Origin of the sequence: uncultured Intestinimonas sp. (assembly GCF_944387725.1) — a bacterium.
Classification (GTDB): Bacteria; Bacillota; Clostridia; order Oscillospirales; family Oscillospiraceae; genus Intestinimonas.
Genome location: NZ_CALXGA010000040.1, coordinates 1 through 19,298 on the forward strand (window position 1 = coordinate 1; position 19,298 = coordinate 19,298).

Annotated in this window: 21 protein-coding genes, 1 tRNA gene and 2 pseudogenes; 12 read left to right on the top strand and 12 right to left on the bottom strand. The window is 61.9% G+C overall.

Going from position 1 to position 19,298, the window contains the following annotated elements; all coding sequences use genetic code 11:
* From Q0K09_RS06900 to Q0K09_RS06935, 8 genes and pseudogenes are all read right to left on the bottom strand, one after another.
* Positions 1-989: PepSY domain-containing protein (locus Q0K09_RS06900; protein WP_294474645.1), on the bottom strand; the 989-nt coding region annotated here is incomplete at its 3' end.
* A 181-nt stretch (positions 990-1,170) separates the two neighbouring features.
* On the bottom strand, positions 1,171-2,100 hold the full coding sequence (locus Q0K09_RS06905; protein WP_294474647.1) for a hypothetical protein: 930 nt from the start codon (positions 2,098-2,100) through the stop codon (positions 1,171-1,173).
* Positions 2,097-2,837, bottom strand: coding sequence for a sigma factor (locus Q0K09_RS06910; protein WP_294474648.1), 741 nt, complete (start codon positions 2,835-2,837; stop codon positions 2,097-2,099). Before Q0K09_RS06910 ends, Q0K09_RS06905 begins: the two co-directional genes overlap by 4 nt.
* Positions 2,838-3,286: 449 nt before the next feature.
* Positions 3,287-3,472 carry a conjugal transfer protein TraD gene (locus Q0K09_RS06915; protein ID WP_294474649.1) on the bottom strand — a complete coding sequence of 62 codons (186 nt, stop codon included), beginning with the start codon at positions 3,470-3,472 and terminating at the stop codon, positions 3,287-3,289.
* A 146-nt stretch (positions 3,473-3,618) separates the two neighbouring features.
* Positions 3,619-3,810: pseudogene (locus Q0K09_RS06920) on the bottom strand (LLM class flavin-dependent oxidoreductase); the annotation flags it as partial.
* A 946-nt stretch (positions 3,811-4,756) separates the two neighbouring features.
* Complete coding sequence (gene rny / locus Q0K09_RS06925; protein ID WP_294474651.1) at positions 4,757-6,307, bottom strand: ribonuclease Y; 1,551 nt, start codon at positions 6,305-6,307, stop codon at positions 4,757-4,759.
* 341 nt (positions 6,308-6,648) lie between these two features.
* Complete coding sequence (locus Q0K09_RS06930; protein WP_294474652.1) at positions 6,649-10,305, bottom strand: S-layer homology domain-containing protein; 3,657 nt, start codon at positions 10,303-10,305, stop codon at positions 6,649-6,651.
* A gap of 24 nt (positions 10,306-10,329) precedes the next feature.
* Entirely contained in the window at positions 10,330-10,824 is a 495-nt protein-coding gene (locus tag Q0K09_RS06935; protein ID WP_294474654.1) for a dCMP deaminase family protein, read from the bottom strand.
* A 202-nt stretch (positions 10,825-11,026) separates the two neighbouring features.
* Here Q0K09_RS06935 and Q0K09_RS06940 point away from each other — a divergent pair, with 202 nt between their 5' ends.
* Entirely contained in the window at positions 11,027-11,419 is a 393-nt protein-coding gene (locus Q0K09_RS06940; RefSeq protein ID WP_294474656.1) for a hypothetical protein, read from the top strand.
* A 114-nt stretch (positions 11,420-11,533) separates the two neighbouring features.
* Here the strand turns inward: Q0K09_RS06940 and Q0K09_RS06945 are convergent, their stop codons facing one another.
* Positions 11,534-12,373 (bottom strand): pyridoxamine kinase, encoded by an 840-nt coding sequence (locus Q0K09_RS06945; RefSeq protein ID WP_294474657.1) that lies wholly within the window; start codon positions 12,371-12,373, stop codon positions 11,534-11,536.
* Positions 12,374-12,635: 262 nt separating this feature from the next.
* Between Q0K09_RS06945 and Q0K09_RS06950 the strand changes: the two genes are divergently transcribed.
* Both Q0K09_RS06950 and Q0K09_RS06955 read left to right on the top strand, forming a co-directional pair.
* Entirely contained in the window at positions 12,636-13,649 is a 1,014-nt protein-coding gene (locus Q0K09_RS06950) for a hypothetical protein (RefSeq protein WP_294474659.1), read from the top strand.
* Between the two features lie 369 nt (positions 13,650-14,018).
* Positions 14,019-14,103 (top strand) — tRNA-Leu (locus Q0K09_RS06955).
* A 57-nt stretch (positions 14,104-14,160) separates the two neighbouring features.
* On the opposite strand, the pseudogene Q0K09_RS10785 reads toward Q0K09_RS06955, so the two are convergent.
* Both Q0K09_RS10785 and Q0K09_RS10790 read right to left on the bottom strand, forming a co-directional pair.
* A pseudogene (locus Q0K09_RS10785) lies at positions 14,161-14,262 on the bottom strand (IS5/IS1182 family transposase); the annotation flags it as partial.
* The gene (locus Q0K09_RS10790; RefSeq protein WP_365931716.1) at positions 14,216-14,572 is read right to left on the bottom strand and encodes a transposase; all 357 of its coding nucleotides are present in this window, start codon (positions 14,570-14,572) and stop codon (positions 14,216-14,218) included. The gene Q0K09_RS10790 and the pseudogene Q0K09_RS10785, both read right to left, overlap by 47 nt.
* Here Q0K09_RS10790 and Q0K09_RS06960 point away from each other — a divergent pair.
* From Q0K09_RS06960 to Q0K09_RS10800, 5 genes are all read left to right on the top strand, one after another.
* Complete coding sequence (locus tag Q0K09_RS06960; RefSeq protein ID WP_294474661.1) at positions 14,559-15,125, top strand: hypothetical protein; 567 nt, start codon at positions 14,559-14,561, stop codon at positions 15,123-15,125. The genes Q0K09_RS10790 and Q0K09_RS06960 overlap by 14 nt on opposite strands.
* On the top strand, positions 15,103-15,429 hold the full coding sequence (locus Q0K09_RS06965) for a hypothetical protein (RefSeq protein WP_294474663.1): 327 nt from the start codon (positions 15,103-15,105) through the stop codon (positions 15,427-15,429). Before Q0K09_RS06960 ends, Q0K09_RS06965 begins: the two co-directional genes overlap by 23 nt.
* Before the next feature lie 87 nt (positions 15,430-15,516).
* The gene (locus tag Q0K09_RS10795; protein ID WP_365931725.1) at positions 15,517-15,816 is read left to right on the top strand and encodes an S-layer homology domain-containing protein; all 300 of its coding nucleotides are present in this window, start codon (positions 15,517-15,519) and stop codon (positions 15,814-15,816) included.
* 160 nt (positions 15,817-15,976) lie between these two features.
* The gene (locus Q0K09_RS06970) at positions 15,977-16,291 is read left to right on the top strand and encodes a transposase (protein ID WP_294474664.1); all 315 of its coding nucleotides are present in this window, start codon (positions 15,977-15,979) and stop codon (positions 16,289-16,291) included.
* Positions 16,279-16,500 (top strand): transposase, encoded by a 222-nt coding sequence (locus tag Q0K09_RS10800; protein ID WP_365931721.1) that lies wholly within the window; start codon positions 16,279-16,281, stop codon positions 16,498-16,500. The genes Q0K09_RS06970 and Q0K09_RS10800 overlap by 13 nt, the downstream gene beginning before the upstream one ends.
* Positions 16,501-16,544: 44 nt before the next feature.
* Here the strand turns inward: Q0K09_RS10800 and Q0K09_RS06975 are convergent, their stop codons facing one another.
* Entirely contained in the window at positions 16,545-16,919 is a 375-nt protein-coding gene (locus Q0K09_RS06975) for a hypothetical protein (protein WP_294474667.1), read from the bottom strand.
* A 36-nt stretch (positions 16,920-16,955) separates the two neighbouring features.
* Between Q0K09_RS06975 and Q0K09_RS06980 the strand changes: the two genes are divergently transcribed.
* The 4 genes from Q0K09_RS06980 to Q0K09_RS06995 form a co-directional block, all read left to right on the top strand.
* Positions 16,956-17,510, top strand: a complete 555-nt coding sequence (locus tag Q0K09_RS06980) for a hypothetical protein (RefSeq protein ID WP_294474670.1) — start codon at positions 16,956-16,958, stop codon at positions 17,508-17,510.
* A 37-nt stretch (positions 17,511-17,547) separates the two neighbouring features.
* On the top strand, positions 17,548-17,688 hold the full coding sequence (locus Q0K09_RS06985; RefSeq protein WP_294474672.1) for a hypothetical protein: 141 nt from the start codon (positions 17,548-17,550) through the stop codon (positions 17,686-17,688).
* Positions 17,689-17,731: 43 nt separating this feature from the next.
* Positions 17,732-17,926: a hypothetical protein gene (locus tag Q0K09_RS06990; RefSeq protein ID WP_294474674.1), complete on the top strand. Its 195-nt coding sequence runs from the start codon at positions 17,732-17,734 to the stop codon at positions 17,924-17,926.
* A gap of 389 nt (positions 17,927-18,315) precedes the next feature.
* Positions 18,316-19,298: diaminopimelate decarboxylase (locus tag Q0K09_RS06995; RefSeq protein ID WP_294474676.1), on the top strand; the 983-nt coding region annotated here is incomplete at its 3' end.

The following is a 19,298-nucleotide window of genomic DNA, read 5'->3' on the forward strand; positions in this document are numbered from 1 at the left end:
TTGGGGCCGTAGTCGGTGTCGTTGTAGTCGGTGACGCCGTCGGCGTTGGGGCCGTAGTCGGTGTCGTTGTAGTCGGTGACACCGTCGGCGTTGGGGCCGTAGTCGGTGTCGTTGTAGTCGGTAACGCCGTCGGCGTTGGGGCCATAGTCGGTATCATCATAGGTGACAGTGGGGCTGCTGCCCGTGCCGATCACTGCAGTGTTGTAGTCGGTGACTCCGTCACTGTCTGGGCCGTAGTCGGTGTCGTCATAGTCCTGGAAATCGGCGTCCATTTCGGTGACCTTACCGGTGACGGCGTTGACCTCGTACTCATGCTCCACGCCGTCCAGGACGAACTCCACCTCGTACTCCCCGTCGTCCAGGTCGTAGTCCTTCTCCACAAACTGGAGATCGTCCCGGCCCAGCTGGGCGGAGAGAATGTCCTGGGCCGCCTGGGCGTTGATATAGCCCTGGTCCGCATAGGCGGCGTCGTAGTCGTCGCCGTCCAGGGTTACGGTCTGGGAGCCGATCTGGCCGGTCTCCACCACCACCCGGACCGCCCCGGCCAGCTCGTTTAGGAACTGCTCGTTGGGGTAGGCCGAGCCCTGCTCCAGCTTGAGGACGATGTTCCGCTCCCGGCCGTCAATGGTGGCGTCGAAGTACCCGGCGGCGTTGATCTGCCCCACCAGCTCCCCCAGGACCTCGGTGCAGGGGCGGCCCTGGTAGCCGGTGTAGGAGGCCAGTACCGCCTGCCCGTCGGGGTTGACCCCGGTGAGGGCCACCACGCTGCCGGCGGCGTCGTAGTCCATCTCGATCTCCGGGTTGACGCTCAGCAGCACGGTCCCCACCCGGCCGTCGGGGGAGGCCGAGGCGGGGGTGGGGGCGGCGCTCTGGGCGCCGGTTCCGGGGGGCAGGGCGGCAGTGCCGCCTCCGCAGGCGGTCAGGATGGTCAGGGTCAGGGCGGCGGCCAGGGTCAGGCCGAACAGCTTGGCGCGGGAACGCTTTTTCATATCAGTCATCTCCTTCAATGATTTGGTGTTAGAACCTTGTCTGTGTCTGTAGTGTACGGAGCCGCCGGGGGAAAACCGGGGTCTGGCGGATTTTTTCTTTCCCCCCGGTGCTTGCATGGGGAGAATACGGGGCGGAGCCGGGGAAACCGGGGTGGGGGAGAAATTTTTTCTCCGCCCCGGGTCAATCGCCGTCGTCCCAATCGTCATCGTCCCCGCTGTCGTAGCCAGAGTCCCCTCCGGAGGGGAGGTAGTCCGATCCGCTGACATCGTAGGGGCTGTCGCCGTAGACGGGGACGGGGGTGGGCGCCGGCGTTGGGGTGGGCGTGGGCGTTGGTGTCAGGGCTGGCACCGGAGTAGGCGTGGGTGCGGGCGTTGGTGTCAGGGCTGGCGCCGGAGTAGGCGTGGGTGCGGGCGTTGGTGTCAGGGCTGGCACCGGAGTAGGCGTGGGTGTGGGCGTTGATGTCGGGGTTGGCGTCGGAGTAGGCGTGGGTGTGGATGTGGGCGTGGGGGCGGGAATGGGGAGCACTACCTCCTCCGCCGGCTCCGGCGGGGGGGCCTGGGGCTCCCCCACCTGGATGACGATGGTCCCGCCGTAGGCCGCGTCCAGGGCGGCCCGGATGCCCTCCTCCCCGCCGGTCTGCCACGCCGCGTCGGGGGCGGAGACCGAGACGGCCACGGTCTCCCCATCGGAGAGATAGCCCAGGTCCATGGCCCGCTCCACCAGGTCCACCACCGCCTGGTCCCGGTCCATGCCCCGGCAGTCCCAGCCGTTCACCAGGTCCTGGCCGCCGGCATTGAGGCCCTGGGCCTCCAGCACCCGCTGGGTGTGGCTGAGGGTCAGCTCCACGTCCGGGTTGATCTGCACCCGGAGGGCGCCGTAAGGGGTGTAGTTGGGCCGGTACCAGCCGAAGAAGGCCAGGCACAAGCAGGCGGCCAGGCCGCTGATATACTTCACGGGGAGGGCCCGGCGGGGCCTGGGCGGGCGCAGCTCCACGATGTCCTGTACCGTGTCCCCCACCTGGTAGCGGAGATTGGCCGCCTTGAGGAAGCGGCCCTCCTCGTCCAGCAGCACGGCGTAGGCCGGGTGGGTCTCCATCACCAAATAGTTCATTCCGCGCTCCCTCCCCTGGCGGGCCCAAGCTGGCACAGGTGCCCCCGGATGATCTCATAGCCATTGGTAAAGGCCAGCAGGATGGCCACCAGGTACTTGCGGTGCCGCTCCATGGTCTTTTTGTCGGTGCCGGAACCGGTCGCCAGCTCGTTCATGGGCAGCTTGCCCGTGTCCTCCACCTGCCTCAAGAGCCCTGGCTGGGCCCGGGCGAAGTCCAGTACCCGGCGGCAGGCGGCCAGCGTCCGCCCCTGTCTGGGGCAGTTGTCCGCTACGTCGGAGAAGGTGATGCCAAACTGGGCGAGCTTTTCGGAAAATTCCCGGATCTCCTGCTGGCTGTCGGTGCGTACTTCAAATGCGCAGATCTCATCTCGGGTGTCCGGCAGGGTATCCAGCAGGCTGCGCTCCTCCTCGTCCCCACCGGCGGGCGCATGGAGGGAGATCACATTCCCGTGGCGCTTCTCCAAGCGATAGTGGTCGATGAGGCGGTTGCGGATGACCCGGGCGGCGTAGGGCAGGAAAGCCCCCCGGCTCTTTTTGTAACTGAGAATCGATTCATAAAAAGCCAGCATGGCAATGCTCAGCTCGTCCTCGCGGCCGTTCTCCGGTGCGGAGTGGGTGAATTTTACCGTCTCGCTGCGGATAAAACCCATGTACTGTCCGATCAGGGCATCCGCAGCCTCCGGGTCCATTTTTGCCGCCTGAATCTGGGCCACAATGCTGTGTTCCGTCCGCACCATATCGATCCCTCCATCCCCTCCGGCAGAAGAATACGGAGCTGCCGCCGGATTTTCAGGGGTCATAGCAGAAATTTTCAAAGGGTAAAAAAAGTCATTATAAAACTTAGCAACTGCGCAGTTTAAGCGCAACCATCTGGAGGTCAAATCTCTGTCAAATGTATGTAAAGGAAGGGGCGGGGACCGCCTATTTTCCTCGTCGAACAGTTGCGTTCCAAGCCGCTCCGTGATAGGATGGAGACACAAAAGCAGGAAGGAAGCATGCGGGATGAAACAGATCGTTTTGCTCGGACTGACGGCGATACTTTTGCTGAGCTGCCTGACTGGCTGCAGTAGACTGGCGGACAGTACCACATACGGTGGGACAGCTCCCTCCGGCGGCAAAATCCCACGGTGTCCTCTACTACGAAGATACCAACTGAACAGGAACACACGCCGCATGCCTCATCCATTCAGGAGGGAGAGCCTTCCAGCTCGGACAGATCCATACCCCGTACCTCCGGCATCGCCTTCTCCAAAATCGCGCCCTCCTGGATCAGCCGCCGCGTCCGGGCCTTGCGCTCCTTTACCCGGTCCCGCGCCTGAGCTTCCTCCAGCCGGTGCTTCGCCTGCGACAGCTTCTTCTCTGCGTCTGTCATAAAAATCTCCCCTTCCTCTCTCATGGCCGTTTCTGCCCCGTCGTCGCAGATTGCGCATCCTTCGCTTCCACGCAAGCGTGAAAGCTCACTCGCTCCATTGCTCCTCCTCTCCCCACAAAAGCTCCACTTTTGCACGGGCCCCAGTTATTGTAGCCCAGCACGTCGGCCAGCTCCACGGCCTCCCGATACCGCAGCAGCCCTCGCTGCAACTTGCCTGAAAAGTTGGATACGCTGTCGCTCCAGCCGTACTCCTCATGTAACAGGTCAACGGCCTCCTGCATGGTGTACCCGGCGCAGACGATCTGCGTCTTGATCTCGTTTCGGATATTTGACTTCATAAAAGTTCCTCCCTGATTTTGTCTTCTCCATAAAAAGAACCGGCTGCGCCCTGCGGCGCACCGGCTTCATGAAGCAGTAAAATTTGGACTGTATCGGTCATGCGATAGAAGCAGGCCGCCGTGTACCGTAGGTCAGCAGCGGATTTTTACAGTTTACGGAACTGTGTGACTTTTCTTTCTTCCGGCTGTAACCTCGCCAAACGGCGTACCGGGTGCGCAAATCCATGAACCGCTGTTCCGCGATATGGGTGCGGACTGCGGCAAACCTTTTCACAGTTCCGCGTCTGCTCTAAAATATGCCTGTGCAATCGCTTCCTTTTCCGGGCGGCGGCGGACTGGATGCCCGCCGCCTTTCGCCATAAGAACCGTCTTGCGTGATATATGAGGTATTGCGGTCAAACGCTGCGTATGTACAGCGCACCAGCCCCGTCAGCCCTCCGGCGTATCCCTCGGTACATACATACGCAGCGAATTACCAGAATACACCGATATATTGGGATGGACCAGTGCCTCGATTCCCCAAAATCCTCGCACCCGACGGCCGGCAGCGTTGGTTACATTGTTGCAGTATTCGAGATGGTACTTGCTCTGGCTGGCGATTACAGCGTCAATGCCGAAGTCATACGCCAGATTCTTTGCCGCCTCGCAGCTGCTCAGGCCGAACAGCCGCGCCACAAACGTTTTGATCTGTTTTCACTGTTCTGGTTTTAGAAATAGAGAAAAGAGTTTCATGGTTTTTATATTGCTTTGCAATTTTTCAATCGAAATGAGATTATTATCCATGCCTGCACTCACCGCCTTTACAGATATAGTTTATTATAAAACAATTCCGAATGCATTACGCATTCGGAATTGTTGCAACCTATTTGCCAGCCGTTAAATTCGTTTGTTTTCCATACTTTCCTTATCGGTGGTTGCCTTTCCCCCGGCGGCGCGTTTTTCGGGACTATTTGGCGTATTCGATGACCCGGGTTTCCCGGAGGACGTTGACCTTGATCTGTCCGGGATACTCCAGCTCCTCCTCGATCTTCTTGGCGATATCCCGGGCCAGCAGGACCATCTGGTCCTCGGATATCTGCTCCGGCTTGACCATGACCCGGACCTCCCGGCCGGCCTGGATGGCGAAGGACTTCTCCACCCCCGGGAAGGAGGAGGTGACCTCCTCCAGCTTCTCCAGGCGCTTGATATAGTTCTCCAGGTTCTCCCGCCGGGCCCCGGGCCGGGCGGCGGAGATGGCGTCGGCCGCCTGGACCAGGCAGGCAACCACCGTCCGGGGCTCCACGTCGTTGTGGTGGGCCTCGATGGCGTGGATGACCCCCTCGGACTCCCGGTACTTCCGGGCCAGCTCCACGCCAATGGCCACATGGGAGCCCTCCACCTCGTGGTCGATGGCCTTGCCCAGGTCGTGGAGCAGGCCGGCCCGCTTGGCCTCGGCCACGTTGGCCCCGATCTCGGCGGCCAGCAGGCCGGCCACATGGGCCACCTCGATGGAGTGATTGAGGACGTTCTGACCGTAGCTGGTGCGGTACTTCATGCGGCCCAGAAGCTTCACCAGCTCCGGGTGCAGGCCGTGGACGTTGGTCTCAAAGACGGCCCGCTCCCCCTCTGCCTTGATGGTGGCGTCCACCTCCCGCTTGGCCTTCTCCACCATCTCCTCGATGCGGGTGGGGTGGATGCGGCCGTCCAGGATGAGTTTCTCCAGGGCCAGCCGGGCGATCTCCCGGCGGACGGGGTCGAAGCAGGAGACTGTGATGGCCTCCGGGGTGTCGTCGATGATGAGGTCCACGCCGGTGAGGGTCTCCAGAGTGCGGATGTTCCGGCCCTCCCGGCCGATGATGCGGCCCTTCATCTCGTCGTTGGGCAGAGACACTACGGACACGGTGGCCTCGGCCACATGGTCGGCGGCGCAGCGCTGGATGGCCCCGGAGATGAGCTCCCGGGCGATGTTGTCGGCCTCCTCCTTGTAGTGGGCCTCGATCTCCTTGATCTTCATGGCCGACTCGTGGGTGACGTCGGCCTCCAGCTGGGCGATGAGGTAGTTCTTGGCCTCCTCGGCGGTGAAGCCGGAGATGCGCTCGAGCACCTCCATCTCGGACTTCTTGAGGGCCTCCACCTCCTCCCGGGCCTCCTCCAGCTCGGAGAGCTTCCGGGAGAGGGTCTCCTCCTTCCGCTCAATGTTCTCGGTCTTGCGATCCAGGTTTTCTTCCTTCTGCTGGAGCCTGCGCTCCTGCTTCTGGAGGTCGGAGCGGCGCTCCTTGACCTCCTTCTCATATTCATTGCGGGCCTTCAGAATCTCTTCCTTTGCCTCCACCAGCGCCTCCCGCTTTTTGCCCTCGGCGCTCTTGATGGACTCGTTGATGATACGCTTGGCCTCTTCCTCCGCACTGGAGATCTCCTTCTCGGCGACCTTCCTGCGGTACTGGATACCCAACAGGAAAAAAACGACGGCCGCAACGACGGCGCAGACCGCGCCTACCAGAATCGTTACGGGTTCCATAGCTGTCTTGACGCACCTCCATTAGTTTTGATGTGGTTCCGAATCATTTCGGCATAAAATGACTCGTGTGGGTCCACGCGCCGCCTATCGCCGCAGACGGCCCCGCGCTCCCACACGATTCCGTAAAAAACAGCCCTGAAAATGGTTTCAGTTTTGTTCATTTCTATTTTAAGTCTCCCCCGCTTTTCTGTCAAGAACATTCGCGGGCGAAAGGACGAAAACAGAGAGAATTTTGCTGTGGACCCCAGGCGGCGGGGGACGCGGAGGCAAACAAGAGGGCCGCCTCCGCAGAAGCGGAGGCGGCCTGGATTTGCTCGATAGAATACGCCGGCGCCGGGGGATTATTCCTCCATGTAGTATACGATGCTCCATGTGGCCGTATTGGCGCCGGAGGACTTCGTCCAGATGTTGTAGTCCGTACCAGCGATCAGGCCGTCCACCTCATAGCCGTCGGTGTTCACGGTGTGATATGCCTCCTGCACAATGTCACTGTAATCCCGCATCCCGTCGGACTCCTGGACGGTCACCTCCGGCAGGCCCTTCCGGACGGCGTCCTCAAAGATGCCGGTGAAGTGCGTCAGGGCCTCCGCATCGCTCATTGCGGGGAAGGGATAAGTGATCCGAACGATCAGGTTCTCCGTGGCGCTGTCGATGGAGCTTGCGATGGTGTAGTCCGTCCCGGCGGTGAGGCCGCCGGGGGTGGTGTAGCCCTCCTCTCTGGCGGCTGCCGCCGCCTGGGAGGCGTAGTACCAGGGCTGGTTCGGCCGGTCGGCATAGTTCCCGCCCTGGAGGGTGAGGCGCAGTTCTCCGCTGTCGATGGCCGCATCGATCTGGTCCAGGTACTTCTGCTCCTCCGCCGCAGCCCATTTCCGGTTGGTGATGGTCACCACGCCGCCGGACTTGGCGCTGAGGCTGTAGTCCGAATCCGCCCAGGGCGTGCGGAAGGTGTAGCCGTCAAAGGTGTAGCCCACGGTGCTCATGTTGTCACAGGCCAGCTCAACAGCCTCGTCGGTATAACCGGAAAGGGTCACCGTCGTGGTGTAGCAGTCCATGCCCGCGATGGCCCGCTCAAGGGCCGCCTGGACCTCCGCAGCGGAGGCCGCGGCCTGGGCATCCTGCTCCTGCTGGGCTTGCTCCTCTTGTAGCTGCTGCTTCTCCTCCTGTACGGCCTGGCGGCGCTGCATCTCCTCCGCCACGTCGTCGCGGCGGAGCTGATAGCGCAGGTTGTCCCGGTCAAAGCTCACCATGGTGAGATCGGGATACCGCTCTGTAAGGACCCGCCCGGCCTCGGTGCGGTACTGGGCCAGAATCGAGACGTCGATGCCCAAGCCGGAAAAATCGACATAGAGATATCTGGCGTTCTGGAGCTCCTCCTCCGTGGCCGCCTGCAGGGCGGCCACGGTCTGATAGGGCATATTTTGGGCGGCGGCATAGCAGGCGTCAAGGATTGCGTTATACTGCTCCCGCTCCGCCTGCTCAAAGGAGTCGGGCAGGCCGGCGTTGTCGTACTTGGTGCTGGAGCAGACCTGCTTCTGGGTCCAGTTGGAGTGGTCCCGGCTCATGTAAGCGTCGCTCTTCAGGAAGTAGTCGTAACGGACATAGCCCTCCCGGTCTGGGGTGGGGTCATCCCAGGTGGTGTCTACATGGTACCACTCTCCGTCGATCTGCACCAGGTTCCAGCCGTGGCGGCCTCCGTTGCCGTAGCCGCTGACATATTCGCAGGGGATGTTGCACAGCTCCAGCAGTACCTGATAGGCCTCGGCATAGCCCTGGCACACGGCGGTCCCGTCGATCAGCGCGCCATAGGGGGTGTAGGCGGTGCTGGGCATACCGCCGCTGTAGAGGCGCATATCGTATTTGCAGTTGAGCACCAGATAGTCGTGGAGGGCCTTGGCAATGTCGTAGTCGCTCATGCCGTCGGTGATCACCTGGTCCACCACCCGCTCCGCCGCCGCCTGGACCTCCTGGCTGAGGCCCCACAGGCTGGAGACAGAGCTCTCATAGGTCACGGACAGGGTCTGGCCGCTGGCGCTCAGCCCGGTGACGCCGTAGGGGTTCTCCCCGTTGAGGTCGGCGATGTCCCGGGCCAGTGCCTCCGCCTCCGAGGCCTCCAGGCCATAGGCGCTGAGGTCGATGGAAGTCCGCCGCTGCAGGAGGCCGTTGACGATGACCGCCGCAGCCACGTCCTGGTCCGTCTGGCCACTGGGCACGTCCTCAGGGGATTCCGGAGTCTCCGGCTGCTCCTCCGAGGGCTGCGGCGGCTCCTCCGGGGTCTCACCGATGCTCTCCCCGCCGTCCCCCAGCTGCTTCCACAGGCAGTAGACCACGTCGGACCGGGGGCAGGGGGCGGCGGCGGTGTAGGCGAGGCCGTCGGTGAGGCCGTTGTCCTGGGCCCAGTTCACCGCAGCGGCAGACCAGCCGGCCCCGCCGGCACTCTGTCCGGCAAAGCGGCACAGGAAGGTGAAAATCTGCTCATAGGTCAGGGTCCCGGTAAGGTTAAAGCGCCCGTCCCCCACCCCCTGGGTGATGCCCTGCTCCACCGCCCAGAGGACGGCGTCGTAGTAGTAGGCGCTGGAATCGGTGACATCGGTGAAGGGGGAGGCGGTGGCGGCGGGTTCCGGCTCCCCGGCGGACCGCCAGAGGAAGGTGACGGCCTCGGCCCGGGTGACGGTGTTCTCCGGGGAGAAGGCCCCGCCGCCGGTGCCCTGGGTGATGCCGTTGGTCACCGCCCAGCCCACCGCCTGGGCAAAGTAGTCGGAGGAGCTCACGTCGGTGAAGCCGGCCCCCTCTGCGGTCTCCTGGGTGGTCTCTTGGGCCCCGGAGGCGCTCCTGACGTTGTCCAGTACCTTGCTGGGGCTGTAGCAGATGGAAATGTTGCTGCCCCGGCCCTGGGCGCCGCAGTTGTCAAACCCCCAGGCCCACAGGGATCCGTCGGTCATCAGGGCGATGGTGTGGATGCCGCCGGTGGCAACGGCGGCCACCCCGTCCAGAAGTTTCCGGGGGATAGTCTGGAGGTACTGGCCGGAGACGTTGCCGCTCTTAAATCCCAGGGAGCCGCTGCCGTTGGAGCCCCAGGCCCACAGGGATCCGTCGCTCTGGATGGCGTAATAGGCGGAGCTGCCGTCCATCGAGAGGGAGACCTGCACCACATCGTCCAGGATGTGCTGGTGCTCCGAGGTGCTCTCCCGGGTGCCGTCGCCCAGGGGGCCATTCCCCCAGGTCCAGAGGGAGCCGTCGGTCTTGATGAGGGCCATGCTGGAGTTGCCGCACTCAATGTAGGCCGCCCCGCTCTCCAGAATCTTGTGGGGGGTGCACTGGTCCGCCGCCCGGGCGCCCACACCGCCGCCCTGGATATCCGTCTCAAAACCCAGCTGACCGGAGGGGTTGTTGCCCCAGGTCCAGAGGGAGCCGTCGGTCTGGATGGCGGCGGCACAGGTGGCCCCGCAGCTCACCTGGACCACGTCGTCCAGGATGTGCTGGGGCTGGGCCGACTCCCCCACCTCCTGGCCGTTGCCCAAAAGCCCGCCGTAGCCGTAGCCGAAGGTCCACAGAGAGCCGTCGGTCTTCACCACGGCGGTGAAGTTTCCCCCGCAGCTCACCTGAGCCACGCCGTCCATCACCTTCCGGGGGGTGGTCTGGTAGTCCTCGCTGCTCTCGAAGCCCAGTTGGCCGAAGCCGGTGGAGCCCCACATCCACAGGGAGCCGTCAGATGTGATGGCGGCGGCTTGGTTCCAGCCGAAGTCCACGGCCACCACGTCGTCCATCACCTTGACAAATTCGTTCTGCACATGATTCGCTGCGTTGGTATGCTCATAGCCCAGCTGATAGCCGTCGTTGTGTCCGCAGGTATAGAGTTCACCGTCCTCCGTGAGGTAGGCGCTCAGATAGCTGCCGGCAGCCAAGGGGGTCTCCGGCGCCGGCGCAAGCCCGGAGGCGCCGGCCGGGAGCCCCAGGACCAGAGAAAGGGCCAGGATCAGGGACAACACGCGCTTTTTCATGGGGATTCTTCCTTTCCGAGTAGATTACCGGGGGCAGGCCTCCGCCGGCGGCAGGCTGTCGTCCTCCCGGACCCAGTCCTCCACATGGACCACAGCGTATTCCGTGGGGGTGCGGCGGATGACCACCCGGTCAATGCCGGCGTTGATGATGAGCCTGCGGCACATGGCGCAGGAGGTGGCGTCTGGCAGCAGCGCCCCGGTCTTGGCGTCCCGGCCCGCCAGGTAGAGGGTTCCCCCCAGGGTGGCGCTGCGGGCGGCGGAGATGATGCAGTTGGCCTCGGCGTGGACCGAACGGCAGAGCTCATAGCGCTCCCCGGAGGGAATCTGAAGGGCCTCCCGGGTGCAGAAGCCCAGGTCGGTGCAGTTCCGCCGGCCCCGGGGTGCGCCGTTGTAGCCGGTGGAGATGATCTCGTCGTTTTTGACAATGATGGCCCCGTAGCGCCGGCGCAGGCAGGTGGCCCGTTTGAGTACGGTCTCGGCGATATCCAAATAGTAATTCTCCTTGTCGATCCGGGCCATGCCGCACCGCTCCCTTCCTTCTGTTCGCTTCCATTATATACCCCCCTCCGGCCCGGTGCAAGGCACAATTCACATATTGTTTACGTTTCCTTCCTTGACGTGTCCACATTCTGCGCTTATGATAAAGAAATGAGCAGAAGCGCACCCAAGTGCGGCCTCTGCCCAGAGTTACAGGACGTCATCGCAAGGAGGCGGACCAAAGATGAATCTGATCCAGCGGTTTTTCTATGGCCGCTACGGCTGCTGGGATGCTCTCAATCTCTTCCTGGCCGGCCTGTCTCTCGTTCTCTATGTGGCGGACCTCTTTGCCCGCACCCGGGTGCTCTATGTCCTCTATACCCTGCTCCTTCTGGCGATCCTCTTCCGGCTGCTCTCCCGGAACCCCGCCCGCCGGCGGGCGGAGAACGCCAGGTTCATGGTGGTGGCCGGGCCGGTGGTCCGCTGGGTGAAGCTCCGGCGGACCATCCACCGGGACAAGGAGCACCGCTATTTCAAATGCCCCAACTGCGGCCAGCAGCTCCGGGTCCCCCGGGGCAAGGGCCGGATCACCGTCACCTGCCGCAACTGCGGCGTATCCTTTGAGGAGAAGACCTGAGCGCACAGGCAGGCGCTCCAGCCATTTGGAATACCCCCCCTTTATCGCGCTGAGGGACAGCGGCATCTCTGCCGCTGTCCCTTTTCTGCTCTTCCGCGCCCGGGCCGGGGTATCCTACAGCAGCTCCCGCAGCAGGGGCTCGAACTGGACCCCATCCAGCACAGGGGTGGCGGCGGCCAGAGTCCGGGCCACGCACTTCTGGACAAAGTCCACGGCCAGGGCGGCGGCCCCGGACAGGGGCTCCCCCCGGAGGAGCCCTCCCAGGAGTACGGCGGCGAAGAGATCCCCGGTCCCGTAAAAGGAGGCCGGCTCCTGCCGGGCCATGGCAAAGCACATGCGCCCCTGATTGTGGTCAAAGCACCCCGCGCCGGTGGTTCCGGGGGTGAAGCTGACCCCTGTCACCACCACCGAGCGCCTTCCCCCCAGGGAGAGGCGGGCGAGCCACTCCTCCATGCCGGCCTGGCTGGTGGGGACGTTTCGGTACGCCTCCCCCAGCAGCAGGGCGGCCTCGGTGAGGTTGGGGGTGATGAGGCCGGCCTCCCGGGTGAGCCGGGCCATCTGGGCGCACAGCTCCGGGGTATAGGTGCGGTAGACCTTCCCCCGGTCCCCCATCACCGGGTCCATCAGAACCAGGGTCTCCCGCCGCCGGAACTGGGTGATGAGACGGCGGAGCAGGCCGATCTGCCGGGCGGAGCCCAGGAAGCCGGAGTAAATGGCGTCAAAGGTAAGGCCCAGGGCCGCCCAGTGCTCCAGGGTCTGCTCCATGGTCCCGGTGAGGTCCTGAAAGGCGGCGCACTCCGGGGCGGGAAAGGCGGTGTGCGCGGAGAGCACGGCAGTGGGCAGGGGGCAGCACTGGACCCCCATGGCGCTGAGCACCGGCAGCACCACAGACAGGGAGCACCGGCCCAGCCCGGACAGGTCGTGAACGGCGGCGACGCGCGGCGTGTGGTTCATAGTGTTCCCTCCCGGCGGATGTGTCATGACTGAGCCTATCATATCATGAAGCGCCACCGCGCGCAATTGACTTTTTTCCGGCAGAGTGGTAGAATGATATCCACTGAATCGCCCGCAAAGGAGCTGATTCGCACGACACAGCCGCGCCATGGGTCATTCTGCGGGGGCTTCCGCTGGCGGGAGGGTGCGGCTGGCATCCAGGGTTTCCGCGCCGCCGTCCGAAGCACGGCGGGGCGCCGGAGAACGGTTTGGAGTGGATACGATGGCAGTCAATGCTGAGCTGTGGGGCGCTCTGTTCGAGGCGGCCAGGGCGCTCAAAGACATGGCGCCCTGGCGGTGGGCCGACGCCGAGGATCTGGTGGAGATTGTGCTGGAGAAAAATCCTGTCACGGTTTTTTGCAGCGTGATGGGAGGGGGCGGGGAGTGCTATGGCATCACCGTCTTGTTGGGCGCGGACGGCTACCAGAGGTTCCTCGGCGTCCTGGAGGAGAGCGACGGCGTAGCAGACCCCCTCTATCTGATGCACGAGCAGAACTGCCTGACGCTGTACTGGGGGGACCGGGAGGAGGTGCCCCCGGACCAGAAGGCCATCATCAAGGAGCTGGGCCTGCGCTTTCGCGGCAGGGGCAACTGGCCGTTTTTCCTCTCGATGAAGCCGCGGTATGTGCCGGCCACCCCCGACGATTCCGAAGCTGCTGTGATGACGGAGGCGCTTCAAAACCTCTTTATGTGCTTTCGCGCCATGGAGGAGGGACGGCTGGAGCCGCAATGGGACGAGGACCATCTGCTCCTGCGCTGTTTTTCCAAGGAGGATCAGAGCTGGCATATCGGCTGGATGGAGCTGCCGAAGGTCCCGTCGCTGTATCCAGAGGTCACGCTGCAGGACGAGGTGCTCAAGGAGCGGCTGAAACAGCGCCCGGCCATCTCCGCAGAGATCATCCTGGATCTGGTCTATCCTGACGTCCCCATCTCCGGCAAAAAGGGGGAGCGCGCCGCCCTGCCCCTGCTCTGCTTCATGATGGATGTGACCCAAGGCTGCGTGATACATTTTGAGATCCTGGAGCCGGGGAAGCCGGAGATTGAGGCCCTGTTCGACGCCTTTGTCCCCTATGTTCTGGGAGCGGGGCGGATGCGTCTCCTCCGCGCCCGGAACCCTTGGGTATTCTCCGCCCTGGAGGATCTCTGCTCCTACTGCGGCATTCCGCTGCGCCGGACGCCGTGCCCGGAAATCGACGCGCTCCGGGCAGCGATGTTCGGCATGATGCAGCAATTCTGACCCTGTGCTCCCGGGAGGGTGCGGGCCAGGTGGGCGGCCTGTGCGCCGCAGAGGCTGCCCGCCTCTATGCGGGTATGATGAAATTGGCAAACATGCTGGATTTATGTGCTGTCAGCTCTGTGAAAGATTTTTGAGCGGATATTCTGACCATCCCAAATTGCAGCTCATGGATAAAAAACCGCGATTCCATCGCACTTTGTGCGCTGAAATCGCAGACCGACAAAGTCAGTCTCCGGATTTCGCACATACTACATTTCTTCCTTATTTATTGTTTTTATAGACGCGGGTCAAGCGCAACGCTCCGCCTCGGTTCCTCGCCGTGTAAAAACAGAGGAAAAATAGCGGCAGGAACTCCTGCCACTCATATCTGCGGGCATGATGGAATTGGTAGACATGCGAGATTTAGGTTCTCGTGCAGCGATGCGTTGGGGTTCGAGTCCCCATGCCCGCACCAGCTCAGAAATTCCCTGTTTGGCATGAATCCCCGCTTGGCGGCAGAGATGCCCGCCTTTGTATCATGGATATTGGCGGCATGAACCACGACAGCCAATAAATTGCCCATCACATCAACCACTATGTGCTGCCTCCGGCCTTTCGTTTTTTCCCCCGTCAATCCCTCGATTTTCGCTGGCCGGCACGGTCTTTACGCTCTGAGAAGCAATGATGGCATCACTTGGCCCCTCCTTACGCCCGGCATCCGTATGCTCCAAAATACGATCCCACAGCCCACTGATCCGAGCGCGGCGATAAAAGCTGTGCACTGTTGAATATGGCGGAAAATCATGGGGTAACCGCCTCCATTTGCACCCGGAATCCACCAAATACAGCACAGCGTTTGTCAATTCCCGCTTGTTCCATCTGCAATTTCGCATTCCCGTGTAGAGCGGCGCGATCTGCACCTGCCATGAGATGTATACCAGCATCGACGGACTGAACCATCAGGCCAACCTGACCCTGTGCGTGGACCAGGAGAGCATGACCGTGCTGGATTCCTACTATGAAGTGATGAACAGATCCGTGGGCTATGTCAGCCACTCCTTTAACCAGTTCGTGCTGGTGGGCCAGGATGGAACGATCGTCACCCTGGGCCACGGCGACGCCTATCCCCGCGCCGCCGTCCTTATGATGTACAATACCAAGGCGGGGAACGGGACGTTCAGCGGACGGGTCAGCAATGTCACTGTTCAGGCCTTCCCAGGCCAGGTGTGCGCCAACGCCACAGGGGCCTCTCTGGGCGGCCTGTCCGAGACCAACAGCGGATATGTGGCGGCCTATAACTACATAGACTTTTCCTCCAGCACGAACAAGGGAAGGAATGTCTACATTGGCTATGTCCCAAAGGAGAGTGCCCATGGGACGGCAGTGGTCCGTAGCGTTTCTCCCGATGAAAATACTTCTACACCGCAACTGGTTTCCACTGGCCTGAATGGCGGTACTGGAGGACGGCACCCTGGTGGTCTGGGGCCGGGCCAATGAGAACACGGAAGACTGGAACGAGCAGTTAAAGACCATGGGCAGCGGCTTCATAGCGGTGAGCCGGTATGAGAATAATTACCTCGCGCTGAAGGCCGACGGTGCCCTATGGGCTTGGGGGCTCGGAAAGGGCGCCATTTTCCAGAACACCCCTGTGCAAATCCTGAACAATGTGAAGCAGATCAGCGGCACTGGGACCAACCGGCCGCTGAGAGGACCGGTAAAGGTGATGGACAACGTCGTCAACGTCTGGAGTCAGAACTATATTTCCAGCACGCCCGCTATGTTTGCCCTAGGGCTTGTTTGAAACATGTCAACATGCCCAACCGGCGGGGCTTTTGCCCCCTGAACGTCGCAATTTTCCTTGAAATCCGCCAGGATTCCTGCGAAAAAATTGCTTGCCAGCGGCCCAAAATCCCTCGCTGCTGGACACAGCGCCAATTTTCAAACAAGCCCTAGCAGCGAAAAGGCCGCCATTCACAGAGGCGTCACCGTCCCCGACCTGGCGAAGAGCGCCCCCTATGGGGATGTGGTCTACCGCTGGTACTGGGCGGGCATCACCGAAGGAGACGAGAACGGCTGCTTCAATGGCAATTCCATCATTACCCGCAGTGAGACGGCAGGCACTGCGTGCGTTGGTGGAAAAAGGGCAGACCCAAGGATATCGGATCAAACACGCGCAAATATTGCTTAATTGGATGAAATATCGGAGAACCAGGAGTGGACATACGACAAAATGAAGGAAGCGTATCATGCCACCCCTCACACACTTTGCCAGATAGCAAAACGGTTTGTGACGGGTGGTAAAGACAGAATGGTGTATTCCAAAGCCAGGAGCCGGGTTTGCAGCGCGGATGGAGGATATTCTGGACGTATATCAGCGGCCTTATGACCCTCTGCGCCCAGTGGTCGGCCTGGACGAGGCAAAGCGGCAGTTGATTGAGAAGCGAAGCATCCCAGCAAAGCCGGGAAGCCTGGAACGCGAAGATTATGAGTACCGCCGCTGCGGCGTGGCAGATCTGTTCGCCGCATTTGAACCACTGGCCAGCAAGAGAACGATAAAGTTGACTTCCACCAGAAAAGCCGTAGATTTTGCTCATTTTCTGCGTGAACTGGTGGAGGTTCATTACAGTCATTGCGAAAAAATGTTTTGGTCATGGATAATTTGAATATCCACTCCACCGCTTCGCTGTATAAAGCCTTTGAGCCCGATACAGCCAGGCGGATTGCACAGCGTTTGGAAATCCACTATACCCCCATTCACGCCTCCTGGCTGAATATAGCCGAAATAGAAATCGGCATCCTTTCCAAGCAGTGCCTGTCTCAATCCATACCTTCCTGTTATCTTCTAATTTCTAACTTGGTAAAGTACCGGTAGTCATTGGCGAAGGTCACGGTGAGGCAGACCTGTCCGTCCACCGTCTATGCTGTGATCTGGATGTCGGTGAACAGGCTGCCGGCGCCGTCCCGGAGGGTCCAGCGCTCCAGGGGGCCGCCCTGGGTGTGGTTTAGGCAGAGCTCAGGGTCCGCATAGCCCAGGGAGGCGTCGTAGTCCAAAGACCACACCACGGTCCCGGCGGCCTCGGCCTCCTCCAGGGTCAGGTCCACGGGGATGCCGGCCCGGAAGGTCCGGGCATCGCACAAACTGATATAGTTCTTGCCCCCGTCGCCGGAGGTGTTGACAAAGCTGGCAACGGGTGCGCTCTCTGCGGCCGAGGCCGGGGGCATCCACAGGCCCGCCAGCAGAGCCAGGGCCGTCAAGCCGCTATAATGAAAGAAAACGGCCTCAATCCCCATGCAGCAGTGACTTTTCCCGCTTAAGGAGGGCTGGCCATGTTTGATCTGGCAGATAGGCAGAGGATGGAACAGGAAAACCAGGCGCGCCTTTTCGCACTGCTCCGGCAGATTCCCGAGGGGACGCCCCAGGGCTGGGCGCGGCGGGACCTGGCGGTGGGCGGACTGATGTATGTGGGCTTTTCCCAGGCGCGGACGGAGCAGCTGATCTGTATCTCCTCCCGGGGTCAGAGCCTGATCGACTGCTCCACCGGAGAAAAGCGGTATGAGGAGGAATGCTATGACGAGAACGACCTGCTGGCCTATTCGGAGGCGCTGGGGGAGGAGGCGGTGCCGCTGGCCGGCGAGGGCGGCGGGGGCCTGCGGACCTTCACCAGGGCCGGAGACCTTCTGGAGCGGGTCGCCCCGGTCTGGCCCAGCGAGCAGATTGTGTTCGCGCCCCAGTACGCCTCCTGGGTCCGCACGCCGGAGGTGTGCCGAATTGTGTATGACGATTTTGGCATCTCCACCATCCAGGCGTACGGCTTCAGCAAATGCGGGAATTTCTTTGTCATCGCCTCCACCAGTGATCTGACCATTTACCAAAAGATCTAAACCGGATAAGTTTGATTTTATAGAGGAGGAAATTGGAATGGAACAGGAAGGCATGGTATCCGTGTGGGCGGGCTTTTTCAAGGATGAGGACGCGCTGATGGACTATGCTGCCGAGGAGGGGTACGACGAGGTGGGGAACCCGGAGATTTCCCCCTTTAACCAGGATTTTTTGCGGTGAGGCGCTTTGGCCCTTTGACCCGGATTTTTGGGAGCGGAGTCTGGTGGAGGCCGCGACGGATGTGGAGGCCCTGGTTTCTCCCTTTTCCGAGGGTCTGACCATAGGGGCGGCGCTGAAAAAGTGCTTGCCCCAGGGTCTGGAAAAGCCCTGCAACGGGGCGATTTTGGCCTATAACTACAAGTACGACCCGGAAGAAAGTGCTCCCCATGCGCCAGCGACTTTTTTAGGGCTTGTTTGAAAATTGGCGATGTGTCCGGCAGCGAGGGATTTTGGGCCGCTGGCAAGCAATTTTTTCGCAGGAATCCTGGCGGATTTCAAGGAAAAATTGCGCCGTCCAGGGGACAAAAGACCCGCAGGTTGGGCATGTTGACATTTTTCAAACAGCCCTAGGCTCCGTGCCCTATGAGGTGGATGGAGGCGCGGATTTGTGACATGCTCCCACCGTCTGTAGCGGCGGGGCGGCGGTTTTTGCGGGACTCCCGGACCGGGTCAAGGCCCATCAGATCCTGGCCCCATAGAAAAGGAGCCGCCCTCCCCCGCTCCTTTTCGTGCAAAGGGGACCATTGACAAGACCCAGCCGGATTTTATAAGATAGAGGGGATACTTTAGAGAGAGCGGGTGCATCCCTTGAAACAGCCATTTGTCACTCTGGAGCAGCTCCAGGAAATCGTGAAGCAGTACCCCACCCCCCTCCACCTCTACGACGAGCGGGGCATCCGGGAGAACGTCCGAAAGCTCCGGCAGGCCTTCGCCTGGAACAGGGGATTCCGGGAGTTCTTCGCGGTGAAGGCCACCCCCAACCCCACCATCCTGAACATCCTGCGGGAGGAGGGCTGCGGGGCTGACTGCTCCTCCCTCACCGAGCTGATGCTCTCCCACCGCTGCGGCTTCCCCGGGGAGGCGATCATGTTCTCCTCCAACGACACCCCGGCGGAGGAGTTCCGGCTGGCCGCCCAGCTGGGGGCCACCATCAACCTGGACGACTTCACCCACATCGACTTTCTTAAGGAGGCCATCGGCTATATCCCCGAGACCATCTCCTGCCGCTACAACCCCGGCGGCACCTTCACCATCGGGGAGAGCGCCGAGGGCTTCCAGGTTATGGACAACCCCGGGGAGTCCAAGTACGGCTTTACCCGGTCCCAGCTCACCGAGGGCTTCAAAAAGCTGAAGGCCATGGGGGCCAAGCACTTCGGCCTCCACGCCTTCCTGGCCTCCAACACCCTGTCCAACGAGTATTACCCCACCCTGGCCGGCATCCTCTTCCGCACGGCGGTGGAGCTCCGGCAGGAGACCGGGTGCGACATCCGGTTCATCAACCTCTCCGGCGGTGTGGGCATCCCCTACCGCCCCGAGCAGCCCGCCAACGATATCCTGGCCATCGGCGAGGGGGTGCGCAGGCAGTACGAGGAGATTCTGGTCCCCGCCGGCATGGGGGATGTGGCCCTGTGTACCGAGCTGGGCCGCTTTCTGCTGGGGCCCTACGGCTGTCTGGTGACCAAGGTGCTCCATTTCAAGCATATCTATAAGGAGTATGTGGGGGTGGACGCCTGCGCCGCCAACCTGATGCGGCCGGCCATGTACGGGGCCTACCACCACATCACCGTCAT